This window comes from Edaphobacter modestus (genome assembly GCF_004217555.1).
Taxonomy (GTDB): Bacteria; Acidobacteriota; Terriglobia; order Terriglobales; family Acidobacteriaceae; genus Edaphobacter; species Edaphobacter modestus.
Genome location: NZ_SHKW01000001.1, coordinates 3362987 through 3376283 on the forward strand (window position 1 = coordinate 3362987; position 13297 = coordinate 3376283).

The 13297-nt window shown below is 55.2% G+C and carries 12 protein-coding genes; 3 read left to right on the plus strand and 9 right to left on the minus strand.

Translation table 11 applies throughout. The annotated features are described in order from the left end of the window. The first annotated feature begins 57 nt into the window (after nucleotides 1–57). The 3 genes from BDD14_RS14280 to BDD14_RS14290 all read left to right on the plus strand — a co-directional run bounded on the left by BDD14_RS14280 (nucleotide 58) and on the right by BDD14_RS14290 (nucleotide 1704). Nucleotides 58–750, plus strand: coding sequence for a carbohydrate-binding protein (locus tag BDD14_RS14280; protein WP_242617948.1), 693 nt, complete (start codon nucleotides 58–60; stop codon nucleotides 748–750). A 182-nt stretch (nucleotides 751–932) separates the two neighbouring features. Next, entirely contained in the window at nucleotides 933–1133 is a 201-nt protein-coding gene (locus BDD14_RS14285; protein WP_035350315.1) for a cold-shock protein, read from the plus strand. Nucleotides 1134–1284: 151 nt separating this feature from the next. Beyond that, nucleotides 1285–1704, plus strand: coding sequence for a hypothetical protein (locus tag BDD14_RS14290; RefSeq protein WP_130419395.1), 420 nt, complete (start codon nucleotides 1285–1287; stop codon nucleotides 1702–1704). Nucleotides 1705–2163: 459 nt separating this feature from the next. Here the strand turns inward: BDD14_RS14290 and BDD14_RS14295 are convergent, their stop codons facing one another. From BDD14_RS14295 to BDD14_RS14335, 9 genes are all read right to left on the minus strand, one after another. Continuing rightward, nucleotides 2164–2523, minus strand: coding sequence for a hypothetical protein (locus BDD14_RS14295; protein ID WP_130419396.1), 360 nt, complete (start codon nucleotides 2521–2523; stop codon nucleotides 2164–2166). Between the two features lie 276 nt (nucleotides 2524–2799). Next, entirely contained in the window at nucleotides 2800–3798 is a 999-nt protein-coding gene (locus BDD14_RS14300) for a YncE family protein (RefSeq protein WP_130419397.1), read from the minus strand. Between the two features lie 52 nt (nucleotides 3799–3850). Continuing rightward, nucleotides 3851–5146 carry an MFS transporter gene (locus BDD14_RS14305; protein WP_207231740.1) on the minus strand — a complete coding sequence of 432 codons (1296 nt, stop codon included), beginning with the start codon at nucleotides 5144–5146 and terminating at the stop codon, nucleotides 3851–3853. Nucleotides 5147–5148: 2 nt separating this feature from the next. Then, on the minus strand, nucleotides 5149–5526 hold the full coding sequence (locus tag BDD14_RS34505; RefSeq protein ID WP_207231741.1) for a chromate transporter: 378 nt from the start codon (nucleotides 5524–5526) through the stop codon (nucleotides 5149–5151). A 6-nt stretch (nucleotides 5527–5532) separates the two neighbouring features. Then, nucleotides 5533–6444 carry a DUF1259 domain-containing protein gene (locus tag BDD14_RS14315; RefSeq protein ID WP_130419398.1) on the minus strand — a complete coding sequence of 304 codons (912 nt, stop codon included), beginning with the start codon at nucleotides 6442–6444 and terminating at the stop codon, nucleotides 5533–5535. 15 nt (nucleotides 6445–6459) lie between these two features. After that, nucleotides 6460–7383 carry a chromate resistance protein ChrB domain-containing protein gene (locus BDD14_RS14320; RefSeq protein ID WP_130419399.1) on the minus strand — a complete coding sequence of 308 codons (924 nt, stop codon included), beginning with the start codon at nucleotides 7381–7383 and terminating at the stop codon, nucleotides 6460–6462. A gap of 67 nt (nucleotides 7384–7450) precedes the next feature. After that, nucleotides 7451–8536, minus strand: coding sequence for an efflux RND transporter periplasmic adaptor subunit (locus BDD14_RS14325; RefSeq protein ID WP_130419400.1), 1086 nt, complete (start codon nucleotides 8534–8536; stop codon nucleotides 7451–7453). Then, on the minus strand, nucleotides 8523–11666 hold the full coding sequence (locus BDD14_RS14330; RefSeq protein ID WP_130419401.1) for an efflux RND transporter permease subunit: 3144 nt from the start codon (nucleotides 11664–11666) through the stop codon (nucleotides 8523–8525). The genes BDD14_RS14325 and BDD14_RS14330 overlap by 14 nt, the downstream gene beginning before the upstream one ends. 18 nt (nucleotides 11667–11684) lie before the next feature. Then, nucleotides 11685–13055, minus strand: coding sequence for a TolC family protein (locus BDD14_RS14335; protein WP_165420082.1), 1371 nt, complete (start codon nucleotides 13053–13055; stop codon nucleotides 11685–11687). Nucleotides 13056–13297 lie beyond the last annotated feature (242 nt).

The window sequence follows — 13297 nt, forward strand, 5'->3', positions numbered from 1 at the left end:
GCGATGCGAGTGACGCCCCCTTGTGCTCGAAGTACCATTCTCTCGAGGTGAACCTGCTTGCGAAGAACGATTCCGTTCCTCTTCTTACCAACGCTTCTCGCTGTGATTGCTGTCGCACAATCCAATCTGCCGAAGACGTATAAGGGCACTCCTTACCTCCATGCCCCGCAGATCGCTCCTCAAACCATCCCAGGCAAGGTCGAGTGCGCCTTCTACGACGAGGGCGGCGAAGGAGTCGCCTACCACGACACGGACGCCGTCAACCAAGGCTCCGGAAAACTGAACCCTGCCAACGGAACCTACCTCAATGAGTTCCGTCTGCGCGAGGGAGTCGATATTTCGTACACAAAATTCCATAACTCCCCCGAAAGAATCGACGATAACCCCTGGACCATCGTGATGCCGCCTGCCAACCAGCTCTACGTAGGCTGGACCGAGCCCGGCGAATGGTTCAATATCACCGTCGAGGTCCACCACGCCGGTGCCTACACCGCCGACCTGCTCTACACCTCCAACCGAGGTGGAACCATCTCCATCGACCTCAACGGCAGACCAGCCACAGGCCCTCTTACCATTCCCACCACCAACAATCCGGCAGATCCTGTCGCGTGGCGTCAATGGCACCACTGGAATATCGCGTCTAACCTGTTGAAACTAAAGCTGCCAACAGGTAGAAGCGTTCTTACAATCCATATCCTTACCGAGGGCCAGATGAATCTGGCGACCTTCGACTTTCGACCTCTCTCCTGAATCCAGACCCCGCTGCAAGACAACAACCCTGTCGCAGCGTGTTCTACATCGGGCAAGGAATGGTACACTAGAACCTGATCGTCGAATCCGATCTGGTTCTTGCTGGTTCTGGTTACCCTCTACTCGCAAATAATCCACGTTGAGTTCAGCGGTACATCTTAGGCAGTAAAAGGAACAAGTTCATGGAACAGGGAATTGTAAAATGGTTTAACGATGCGAAGGGATTCGGCTTTCTGAGCCGCGCTAACGGCGAGGATGTTTTCGTCCATCACTCCGCTATTCAGAGCAATGGCTTCCGTTCGCTTCAGGAAGGCCAGAGCGTTCAGTTCAACGTCGTCAAGGGCCCCAAGGGCTGGCAGGCAGAGAACGTTCAGGCTCTCTAAATTTTTTCAAAGTAAGATGCGGAAGAGGGCGGTTCACAGAACCGCCCTCTTCGTCTCTCTAAATCTATCTCTCAATCGACCCGGAAGATAGTTGAGCGCTCGCGTAAGGCTCCCACCGTTTTGCAGCCATAAACCTTCTCCGGAGGAAACGATGTCAACCCCACCCCCTGGCAAGTACCAACTCCGGTCCCTTCACGAAGAGATTGGACTCTTCGATCGCAAACTGGCGCATGTCTCCAAATACGAGAGCTTTCCCACGGAAGCTGACCGTGAAGTCGCCGTCAGTAAATTGAATTCCAAGCGGAAGCTACTCGTTAGAAATGCTCTCCAGATGGCGAAAGATGGTGTCGAATTCGATCCGTCAGAGCTCCCCGCGTCGCTTCGGGCAGAAGAGACTCCGAACGAGCCTCTCCCTGTACCATCTGTGGAAATTGACGCACAGCCGGAGACTGACTCCGTAGCGAAAGCAAAGCCCGATTCTTCCTATCCGTCTCCCTATGCTGGAACAGCGCTCGACTGTCGGCAGGAAGTACAGGCCTACAAGCAAAGCAAAGCCAGGAAACAGGCCTAAGCAACTTCGCCTGACTCAATTGAGCAATACCACTCTGCGGCTACATTGACGCAGAGCTTTTTTTGCACCTTACCTAAGCCCCCCCTGTCAGATTAAACGCTATTTCGAACTGGAGCGGCCCGATTTCAAGCTGAATTTACAACGATATTCTGTACTGGACTCAGAGCTATTGGATACCAGATGGAATTCTTCAGCGATACGGGATACTGGCTCACGGTAGGCAAACTGTACGAGAACAGTCAGTGCTCGATATGGTTGCACACGAGTAAGGAAAGATCTGCCGACTCTCACATCGCGGCCTCGCTTCGCGGAGATAACGAAGGGGTCCCAACAAACGAAGGCATAGGGCTGCCTAGCTTTTTGATACTTGGCGGATACCTACGATGCGCTCTCGTACCGGAGCGGAAGATGTTCGCTTTAGGTCCGGTCAAATCGACAATCCAGACATAGCCTGAGAGACTAGCGTTTATCCAGTTGCTCGACTAATTCCTTGATATGCCTCTTGAGAGAATCGCGCGTCGCGCCGTAGCCGACACTGGCGGGTGGTACATCGTTCCACTGTTCGATCTTGGGCTGAGCAGAAGCGAGCTGCGCATCCACGGGCAGTACAGTTCCAATCGTGATCACACGCTGAGAGGCGGAGACGTCGGAAGACGTGACGGCTGAAGGATGAAAAGAACTCACGTCGAAACCGTCAGCGCGCAGGCCCTGAATAATTGCGGGCGGAACCGTCGTTGAGTCGGGAGCTATGCCACGCGACACCGCCCGGAAAGGTAATCGAAGCTCCTGAGCCAATTGATTGAAGTAAGACGCCGCCATGAGGCTCTTAACGTTGCCGTGTTCACAGACGAAGAGCACCTGAGAATTATGAGTCTGGACATGACTCTTCGAGTCAGAGCAAACCGAGTGTCAGGATGAAAGCAGAAATCATGACGATTCTGATCAGAGATAGATGCACGGGCAGCCTCCAGGTGCTTCTGATGCTCGGTGTACCGTCCCGGGAACAGAGGTTTTCTCCCGGTTCTACATCGACCCGGTAGCGTTAGCAGCGGAACCCTGCACGATGTAGGAATCGCAAGCCCGGTGTAATTGCGTTTACGGTATCGGTGTATAAATGCGAATCTCCGCAAATTGGGAATCATGTTTCCTCACGGCAACATACAGCTTGTCGAACTCCGCTGAGAAGAAGCCCGTCCGCGCTCCGCTGACCGTCTTGATTCGGCCAAGTTCGTCATAGTGGTCGGCATCCCGCTGTTGGAACACTGAAATCCCGCCTTCACCTCCGATCGCATAGATCCTGTGACGCCGCTCATCATAGAAGACATCGTCACAATCGCCGATGGCGTGAAGAGTCGCTATCCGCTTACCTTGGTCGGTATCCAGCACAATGAGCCGTGCGGGAAGCCGGGTTACCACGAATAGCCGATGGTCCCGCTCGTCCAAAGCCATCGGATAGTTGGCTAGCGGCCCTCCCGTGCCCCACGATTCCACTACTGCTCCCGTCTTACGGTCCACAACAGCAATCTTCCGTGATCCTGGCAAGTTGACGAAGATTCTCGCTCCGTTCTTCTCTAGCTGGAACGACTCGGGATGGGCATCTAGTTTGATGTCCGCGAGTTTTGTACCTTTTTGATCAAACTCCCCTAGAGCGCCTCCCCCGTAGCCAACCCAGATGTGACCGCTGCTCGGTTCATGGCGGAGGTTGTCGGCATCATCTCCGTACGGAATCGATTTAAGCATCTTCCAGGAAACTGCATCGAATACCCGGACTGACCCGTCGTTGCCGTTCGCTACGAAAACTAGACTGGATGAAGGAATGAAAGCAATCCCTTGAGGCTCCGCCAATCCGTGCACCGAATTAACTTCTTTGTTCGCTTTCAGATCAATCACCTCAAGCGAATTATTCCCCAGAGCCGCTACAAACAGTCGCTGTCCCTTGAGGTCGATTGAGAGGTGATCGATCCGACCCTGGACATTGGCCATCGGAATCGTGGCCTCCAGCTTCAGCAGTTCGCTTGCATCGGACTGCCCAAACGAAACGTTAGATACACCCATCAGCGATAACAGAAGAACGATGACTGCCGCTTGGCTCATTGTGTCTCTCCAGTTCATTTGTTTCCTGGTTCGTAAAGTGACGATGCGCGGATCATCGGAGCGCCTCTTCGGGCGGCTTAATCGCCACAAATTGCCGATAGAGCAGAAGGTCATAGGCGATCTTCAGGGTTCCGGCGATGAAGAACGGAACATTGATCAAGCGCGGGTTGGCGAACATGAGCCCGACAAACATCGGTGGGATTGAGGCACCGATTGTTCGCGCCACGCCCGTAATGCCGGCCGCGGCAGATCGCTCTTCGGGATGAACGACGGCCATCGTGTAGGACTGCCTCGTGGGAACGTCCATTTGGCTGATACTGAACCGCAACAACAAGACCCCGATCGCAAGTTGAAGCGAAGGCATAAGCGGCAGCAAAATAAGCAGAATGTTCGAAGGTAGATGGGTAAAGACCATCGTCCTCACCAGTCCAAACCGGGATGCCAGGCGGGATGCCAGAAGCGCGGAAATCCCAGCAAACATATTCGCTCCAAAGAAGATCGCACCGAGCGTGGCCGGTTTCACACCGAAACGCAGGTAGAACCAATAGGCAGCGAAACTCTGAACGACGAAACCGCCGCCAAAGGAGTCCAGGGCGAACAGTCCCGATAGCTTGAATACAATCTCTCGCGAGTGTCCAATTCCGAGGAGAGTCTTTTTAGCCGCAAGACTTGAGGAGCGATCCTCGGACGCGCCCACTTCGGTTGCTGACGAGAGTCGCGCGAACACCAGTGTCAACACCATACCGAGCGCGGCATACGCGATAACGACGGCGCGATAGCCTTTGATGGAGGCCGTTCCGCTTGAACTTACCAAGGCGGGAAGCATGCCTCCGCAGAGAGACCCAATAGCGGTCGCGAATGACCCGGTCAATGTGTACCAGGCAAATGCCATCGTCCTCGTGGAGGACGAAACGACATGCGCGAGCGCGGCTTGCTCAATCGAAAGAAACGGCCCAACCTCGTTGCCGCTTGGACTTACGACTCCGACCGTCCCGGCGATCACAAGGAACAAGAAATTGTTCGTACAGGCGAAGGCAAGACCCGCACCAGCCATAAGAACGGACCCGATAATGAGCATCCGCCGGCGTCCAATACGGTCCGCCTGGGTTGTCAGAATTAGGGAAACGACCGTGTCCCCCAGCAGGGTCAAGGTGAGAAGCATTCCGATCCGCGATTCACTGAGTCCTATGCTGGTCAGATAGAAGACAAGAACAACCGACAGCGCACCGTATGCGAAGAGGCGAGTGAATCGAGTAAGAAAGAGTAGCCGTGCGTCGTAGTTGAGGCTTCTTAGGATACTGTCGCTCCAGAGATCACTCAGCATGCCTGGCTCTGACTTAGAATGCATCTTCATTTCCCTCCGATCGAGGAAAATAAGAACAATCCTGCAATGCCCAGAACCAACAACGATGATAGGTTCGGGCATGAGAAAGGACGGCGCGACGAAGGCCACACCCACCGCAGTTGCGCCCAACACACCTCCCGCACGTAGCCCAGATACATGGCGAATTGGGCGGCAAGCGGTCGGGGAGCTAGCTGCGCAAACGATAATCCTTCAAGATAATCTTCCCACTCAATCCAACCTCGGTCCTCCACTAATTCCGACTGTATCCGGCTGGCCAGGGCGATAGGTCCTCCAAAGCCTAGCGTTCCGAGACGGAGGAAATAGAGCAGAAAGTCGCCGAACGGCGCTTTCTGCTCTATTGCGGGTTGGAGGCTGCGGTTCATGCAGACCTACTTGACTTGCGGTTTTTGTGAGTTGGTTTCATCAAGCGCGGCGCGAAGTCCTTGCGCCAACTTAACAGCATCGTCGTTGGCCCAGAAGTGCATGAAGTAGAGATGAGGCTGGTCGAACAACATGTGATTGTGCATGGCCTCGACTTCAATCCCATGCGTCCGCAGAGCACGAATTACCGGATTGACCTCTTTGGCAAGCAGAACAAAATCTCCAGAGATAGCAGCTTTACCCTGACCAGTAGGCTGGAAGTTAATGGCCGTAGCGGTACCCATCGCGGGCGGGACTTCCATGCCACTATCGGTGATCTTCTCTACGCGCGGAACGGAAAACTGCAAGATCCCTCCGTTTACTTTGCCGGAATAACCGATGGCTTGCTCGACCTGTGGTGTCTGGAGATCGATTGCCTGCGGGGTAGTGGCTGGCGTCGTCGCCGCAGGTGCAGGAGTCTTCGTCAGCGCGATTGCAGCCGCAAGCGAGCGTGCCAACACAACCGGATCGCCATGCCCGGCGATGTGCATGTAGATAACGCGAGGTGATTCCCCCAACAGGTGATTGTGAATTGAGGTCTGCTCGATTCCTTGCTGCTGGAGCTTCAACATGACAGGTTCGATTTCCTCCTCAGTCAAAACGAGGTCGCCCATCACCATTGCCTCATTTCCCATCTTCTTGAAGGCCACCCAGGAGCCCAGCGCAAGCCCAGGGGCTACGGTGACACCATCTTTTACAACTTTCATGTCTCTGCGTGGCAGAGCGAATTTATAGACTTCCCCCGGCTGCATCTGCCCAGATCGCCCCAGGGCGGCCTCTACGGGTTTCCATGATGCGGTGGAATCGTCCTGTGGCTGGGCAAAGGTACAGTTGCAGGCGAGTAAACATGAGGCGGCAAAGGATACTATCTGACTCTTCATTGAATTCTCCGTTTTCTACGCAATCGAGTGATAGAGTCCTTCGATCAGATCCATCCCTCTGTTTAGCAGTTCGTCATCCGGGATGCCTTGCTTAGCCCATCCCTTCAGAATCTGGTTGATGGTGATACCTTCGGTGCGACCGAACTTTTCCTCATCGAGGTCGGCGTCGTGGATAGCCTGCCCGATCAGTCGTACCTTCTTGTCTGCGAGACCGAACCGGGCACACAGGGTTTCGAACGTGCATTTCTCCCCGTCATGACCAAAGCCACCGGCCTGATACATGTCGAACGGCACAGCTTCAGGGTGGATGGTCGGATTACTGTCAAAGAGGAAGGAGGCTTTGGGATCAATGAACCGCTTGATCAGCCAGGCGGAGGAGACCCGATCGATTCCTGGCCTTGGACGCGTGATCCAGTCCCGGCTTTGATAGTCAGATTTCGATACCTTACCTTTCCCGACCCGCGCTTGCGTGGTCGCTGGATGCTCCGCCTTGTAGAGGGCTTCTTCGGCCTTTACCCTGAGCGGAGACTCGAAAAAGTCGATTTCGGAAATGTCTTCAAAGCGTCGTTTCAGGCGCGTCAGTTGCGTCGAGAATCCCTGCGCGGACGGTTTGAGTTGTTGAACCTCTCGGATGAGTGCCGTGTAGTCGGGTTTGCGCTCTTCGCGGAATCGTTCCTTGAGCACATCGGAGGGAAGGTCATCGATTGCCAGGACCTGAAGCACAGAGGCTTCTCCCTTGAATCCACGGATCGCCGTAGCCAACCACTCAAGCCGTTCCTGATTCACTGGCGTATTCGGCAATACATAGCCGGAGTTGCGTAACGCGAAGGTTCCGTACTTCTGGAGTTTTCTCCATATCCCTACCCTCTCGCTAGTTCTCTTCGAAGGCAAACTGAAGATCAGAAGGAGCCACGGTGGCGTACTAGTCGACATGCTCATAGGACCTCAGTCTTGCGATGATTGTTCAAAGACTTGCTTTCGCTGGTCATAGACTCTTAATCAACGTTCAGATCAGCGGTGTCCCCTCTCGAATCTCGTCGGACGCACGCTTCAGAACTTTTTCACCCTGTTTGATATTTGCGCGAATCGCAACCTGTTCTCCAAAAACTGCACCTTTGCGAACGTCCACCCAATGCGCACGCCCGTTGACAGAGGTGATCACAAAGGTGCGTTCCGTTGTGGACACGACACTCGTCGATGGCACGAGCAGGAGCGGATCCGCTGAACTCACCGGCCAATCAACCGATGGATACATGCCAGGAGCCAGGGTGCCATCTTTGTTGTATGCGTCAAGTTCCACCATCATCGTTCTGCTCTGAGGATCAAGAGCGTTTGGGATCCGGGCAATCTTTGCTGCATATGACTTGCCGGGTTGTGCGGCGATGTGGAAGCTCACAGACGTGCCACGCACCACGTGCCCGACATAGCTTTCTGGCACCGGAACGGTCAAACGAAGATGCGCTACCTGTTGAAGTTTGAGCAGCGGTGTGTGAGCGTTCGCTTGGACCAGCATTCCCGGATGAACGAAGCGATCTGTAATGGTCCCATCGAAGGGGGCTGTAACGCGGAGGTAAGCTTCCAGCTCTTTGGTCGCACGCAATCTATCTTGGGCTGCCCGTGTGGCGGCCTTTCTACTATTTACAAGTGAGTGTGCCGCGTCACGTTGCTTCTCGGCCTGCACGAGTTCATTGCCAGCAACGGCTCCCGGTGTCTTCGAAGCTTCCTCAAGTCTCGCAAAGGTGCTCTCAATACCGGCAGCCTGGGCCTCAGCCTGGCTTTCATCGGCCTCTGCCTGATGGAGAGTCGATTCGGCAGCGGAGGTCTGCGCCTTCATCTCCGGCGCGGAGAGCTCGACCAACAATTGACCTCGCCGCACATTGCTGCCGCGGTCGACGAGCACCCGTTCGATGTAACCGGGTACTCGCGCCTCGATATCAGCCTGAAGAAAGGGAGCCAGCTCAGCAGGCAGGGAGACGGTTCGTGAGGGAGTGCGGCTTTCTACCGTGGCAAACTCTACATGTGCAGGAGTCTGCGCGCCGGCTGGCAGGCCGAAAGCGAGGGTCAGGATGGCAACTGTCTTATGGCTGTACATAGTAGCGACTCGCGGGATCTTGAGGATTCAATGAATTTGAAGTAACGGAGGCGCGTCGCTGCAGAAGGCCGTAAATAGCGGGCAGCACGGCCAAAGTGGCGAATGTTGAAAAGAGAAGACCCCCAATCACGGCACGTCCGAGAGGGGCAGATTGTGCGCCGCCCTCCCCGAATCCGATTGCCATGGGGATCATGCCGCAGATCATCGCCGTAGCGGTCATGAGAATTGCACGGAGGCGACCGACGGCGCCCGTGTGCGCTGCAGTCTCTGCCCCTTCAGTCTGTCGTGCCTGCTCAGCAAAGGTCACCAGAAGAATGGAATTGGCGACCGAGATGCCCACCGCCATGATCGCTCCCATGAAGGATTGAATATTGAGTGTCGTTCGCGTAATGAGCAGCATGAGCACCACACCACAGAGAACGCCCGGAACCATGCTCAAGATGGCCAAAGGCAATCGGAGAGATTGGAAGTTCGCCATCAGGAGGAGGAAGATAGTCGCAATGGCAAGCAGAAGTCCCACCCGCAAACCAGAGATGGTCTCCTCCATAGCTGGGACCTGGCCACGAACCGTCACGGTTGAGCCCTTCGGCGGTGCGGCAACATTTCTGAGGGCAGCTTGAATCTTTTTTTGCGCCTCTCCGAGAGTTACTCCGTGCAGGTTGGCTGTCAGACTCACGACGCGTTGCCCACTAAGCCTCTCGATCATCTCCGGCATGATGCCGTACTGCAGGCTTGCCACCTGGTCCAGTTGAGGTTGCGAGAGGCCATCTCGCATCAGCGGCAGAGAGGACAAGGCAGGCAAGCCCTGAGCGCGGCTCGGGGGTAGCTGCACTTGAATCTGAAAAGCATTCCCCGTTTGCGGGTCGCGCCAGTAGTTCGGCGAGGTGAACCGCGATGATCCTGTTGCGGCGATCATTGAGTTTGTGACGTCCGCCATGGTCAGGCCGAATTGTCCCGCGTACTGACGATCTATGTTCACCTCAACCGTCGGATATTTCTGCGGCTGAACGACTGACACATCGCGCAGAAAACTCAACTTGCGAAGTTCCGCTTCGATCTTCGCAAGGTAGGCATAGTTTTGATCGAGGTTGACCCCTTGTACATCGATCTGCACGGGAGTGGGAGAACCAAAACTCATGACCTGCGAGACGATGTCTCCTGCCTCGAAAGACAGCTTGAGCGCGGGCAGTTCTTTCTGGAAAGCTGCTCGCAGGTCTTCGCGCAGACGCTCGTCATCGGGATGCCCGGACCGAAGCTGCACCTGCACCAATGCCTCCTCAGGCCCACTGGTGAAAAGATGAATCAAGTTGACCGGATAGCTGGATGGCTGCACACCAACATAATCGGATGTAACCTCAACGTTTTCTTTGCCTATTGTTTTGCGAATGAGATCGAGCGCGTGGAGAACCATGGGCTCCGTCTCTTCGATGCGCGTGCCGATCGGAGCTTTCAGACGCATTCGCAGAACGGGACCATTGGCGTCGGGAAATATCTCGGTTCCCAAACGCGGTGTAACGACCAGCAAAACGATCACTGACACTCCGAAATAGGTGAGAATTACAGGCCATCTACGTTTCAGAACGGCTTCCAGGAATTTTTCATAACGCAATCGGAGCCGCCCGAAGGCTCCTTCTAACTCTTCCCGCCGATGCGACTCCTTCATCATCCATGTGCCAAAGACGGGAACCAGTGTGCTTGACAGCAGATAGGAGGCAATCATTGCAAAGCCGACTGCCAGAGACAGCGGAACAAACAATTGCCGCCCGACACCCTTCATGAAGAAAGAAGGGACGAAGACGGCCAGGACACACAACATCGAAAGTAACCGGGCAATTACCGTCCGTTTGCACGCTTCAAGAACAGCCTTGGCGTGAGAGACGCCCGGAAGCAATTGCGTATGGATGTTTTCGATCTCCACCGTGGCCTCGTCCACAAGAACGCCTACGGCGAGCGCTAGACCGCCCAGCGTCATGATGTTGATGGTCTGCCCTGTGGCCCAGAGAAGAAGCACCGCAGCGGCGAGAGCGAAGGGGATATTCGCAACCACGATCAGCGCGCCGCGCCAGTCCCGGAGGAAGAGCAATACGACCAGCCCTGTCAAGAAGGCTCCGAGAAGTGCTTCCCGGACTAGGCCGTTGATCGCGTGCGATACATATCCAGATTGGTCGAAGGCCAGCTGGACATCGACATCGCCCGGAATCACTTTTTTGAATACTGGTATAGCTGCTTTCACGGCGCTGATGACGGCAAGAGTGGAGGCATCCGAACGCTTCGTCACTGGTATATATACCGTACGGCGGCCATCGACATGCGCATAAGCCGTCACGATGTCGGTTCCGTTCTCCACGGCTCCGATATCGCGGAGATAGACGCTTGTACCCGATCCAGGGTGGACCGGAGTGTTCATCAGGTCGTTCAGCTCCGGTCCAAGCGTCGCATTGGTGCGCACGATGCGATTGAGAGAACCGTCATAGAGATTTCCCGACGGTGCTACGACCGTACCGCTGCTGACGGCGGAGATCGCCTGTTCGGGGGAGATGTGGTATTGCTTCAGCTTGTCAGGATCTAGCGAAACCACGATGGTCCGTTGATTGCCGCCAAAGGGCGGAGGCGCGGAGACCCCGGGCAAGGTCGCAAACAAGGGTCTTACCTGATTGAGGGCAATGTTTTGTAGTTCGCCTTGGGAATGCGTGGAACTTGTGAAAAGAAGCAGGCCAACAGCCACGCTTCCAGGATCGAAGCGTGTGATAAATGGCGGAACTGTTCCCGGAGGCATGAAGGCTCGCGCTCGATTGACGTAACCGACAGTTTCGCCCATGGCTTGCTGCATGTTGGTGCCTTCCCGGAAGGTCAGCTTCATCAGCGCAGCGCCTTGAATGCTTTTGCTATCGACCGATTGAATACCCGTGATGTAGAGGAAGTGATACTCGTAGTAGTAAGTAAGAAATCCTTCCATCTGGGCGGGAGTCATGCCACCATACGGCTGAGCGACATAGATGACCGGATTGCCCACCTCGGGGAAGATATCCGTGCGCATTTGGCCAAGCGACAGAACGAAGCCGGCCGTGATCGCGATCAACGCCACGATCACGGCGAGGGGACGAGTTAGAGCTGCAAGAACAAGACGCATCGCTTCCTTACCTGAAATTCACTTACTGGCGGCCTGTAGGAAGGGCTGTATGTCCCCCCGCGCCGCGTCGAATTGGAGAAGAGCACGCCACACATTCAGGCGTGCGATGGAATCGTCGATCTCGGCCTGCACTACGAGCCGCTGCGCTTGTGCCACATCGTCGATTGGCGCAAGGCCTGCTTGATAGCGAGCCCGTGCCTGATCGAAGGCTATGTGAGCGGACTTCACCTCAATCGGTGTATTCGCCGCGATCTCGCGTGCGGCGTGCAATGTAGCCTTGGCTTTGGCGAACTGCTCCTGCAGGTTTCTATCTGAAAGCTGTTCGCTCGCTCTATTTGCTCGAAGGGTCGCGGCCTGAGCGGCTTCACGCGCGTGAATGCTCGCAAAGTCCATAAACGGAAAAGTTATGTTCACCCCGACAGCATAGTTCTGGACGTTCGGAACTAAGCCGTTTGCTCCAGTAAGACGCTGTCCATTGGTCTCGGCGCCCGTCCCGCGCGCATATCCCGCACCTTCTAGGTTGAATTGCGGTACCCAACTGCGTTCTGTTGCATGCAACTGGGCAGATGACTGCGCCGTTGTCGCCCTTTGTTCGGCCATTACAGGATTCTGGTCGCTCTTGAACGGTAGTTCTTCGTCCGCCGATGCAGGCAGTTCATTCAGCAAGCGAGAGGCGTCGAAGGCCGTTCCGCTGTCATTGGCATGGGGTATGAACTTCGCCAAGGCAGCGAGGCCTAATTCTTCAGCCTGTCTTGCATAGACGAGCTGGGTCTGGGCCATTGCACGCTCGGCATCGATGCGCGATTCATCCGCTCCCGGACGTAACTGAGCGGAGGCTAGCGCGTGTGTGCTTCGCAGTAAGACATCCCAGTTGTCTACCGCTGCTGCAGCCGACTTTTCTGTCTGCCGTGCCGCGATCAATGTAAGAAAGGTATCGGCAGCGGCCGTGCCTACTTCAAGTTGGCTGCGCTGGACGGCGGCATCAGCCTTGTCCCTTGCGGCGCGGGCAGCTTCTACATTGGCGTGGCGAAGTCCGAAGTCGAACGGCTGCCAACTGATCAACAAGCCGGTTGCACTACCCCAAACGGAGCCTCCGTTATTGGTTCCAATAACCGGGCCCGAGATCAATGGCAGGGTGTTCTGCGGAAGCAAAGCACCGAAGACATTGTTGCGAGTAGCGCGGTTGAATTGGGCCAGACCGTCTATCCGCGGAAGATAGGCAGTGCGCGCCAGACGGATGTTCGCTGCCGATGCGTTCAATTCCTCTTGAGTAATGTGAATCAGAGGGTAGTCCCGAAGCGCAGACTGTACTACGTCCGTGACAGACAGCGAGTCACCAGAAGCAAGTGCGTTGTGCGCGTCGGTAATCTGTGCATCCGCTGCCGACATTGCTCCGAAAAATGCAATTGAGCAAAGAAAAACTCGCACGGAATTCCGTAGATTGACGCGCTCGCAATTGCTCATACCGCATTGTCTCCAAAGCAAATCCTTACTCCGTGACCAGACACTGTCGTAACTCCTCTACATCACGTTATAGTCATAACACAAAAAGAGTACAGTGATAACCTTAAAATTGGCAAAAGGTTCGCTCAGGCATGATTGTTAGGAAGCAGTCCAGAACTCTATGAATG

Excerpts from the sequence above, each read along its gene's own strand:
- BDD14_RS14335 (WP_165420082.1), bottom strand. The coding sequence starts at position 13,055 with ATGTCGGCAGCGGATGCACAGATTACCGACGCGCACAACGCACTTGCT.
- BDD14_RS14300 (WP_130419397.1), bottom strand. The coding sequence starts at position 3,798 with ATGAGCCAAGCGGCAGTCATCGTTCTTCTGTTATCGCTGATGGGTGTA.
- BDD14_RS14325 (WP_130419400.1), bottom strand. The coding sequence starts at position 8,536 with ATGTACAGCCATAAGACAGTTGCCATCCTGACCCTCGCTTTCGGCCTG.
- BDD14_RS14295 (WP_130419396.1), bottom strand. The coding sequence starts at position 2,523 with ATGGCGGCGTCTTACTTCAATCAATTGGCTCAGGAGCTTCGATTACCT.
- BDD14_RS14290 (WP_130419395.1), top strand. The coding sequence starts at position 1,285 with ATGTCAACCCCACCCCCTGGCAAGTACCAACTCCGGTCCCTTCACGAA.
- BDD14_RS14305 (WP_207231740.1), bottom strand. The coding sequence starts at position 5,146 with ATGCATTCTAAGTCAGAGCCAGGCATGCTGAGTGATCTCTGGAGCGAC.
- BDD14_RS14285 (WP_035350315.1), top strand. The coding sequence starts at position 933 with ATGGAACAGGGAATTGTAAAATGGTTTAACGATGCGAAGGGATTCGGC.
- BDD14_RS34505 (WP_207231741.1), bottom strand. The coding sequence starts at position 5,526 with ATGAACCGCAGCCTCCAACCCGCAATAGAGCAGAAAGCGCCGTTCGGC.
- BDD14_RS14320 (WP_130419399.1), bottom strand. The coding sequence starts at position 7,383 with ATGAGCATGTCGACTAGTACGCCACCGTGGCTCCTTCTGATCTTCAGT.
- BDD14_RS14330 (WP_130419401.1), bottom strand. The coding sequence starts at position 11,666 with ATGCGTCTTGTTCTTGCAGCTCTAACTCGTCCCCTCGCCGTGATCGTG.
- BDD14_RS14315 (WP_130419398.1), bottom strand. The coding sequence starts at position 6,444 with ATGAAGAGTCAGATAGTATCCTTTGCCGCCTCATGTTTACTCGCCTGC.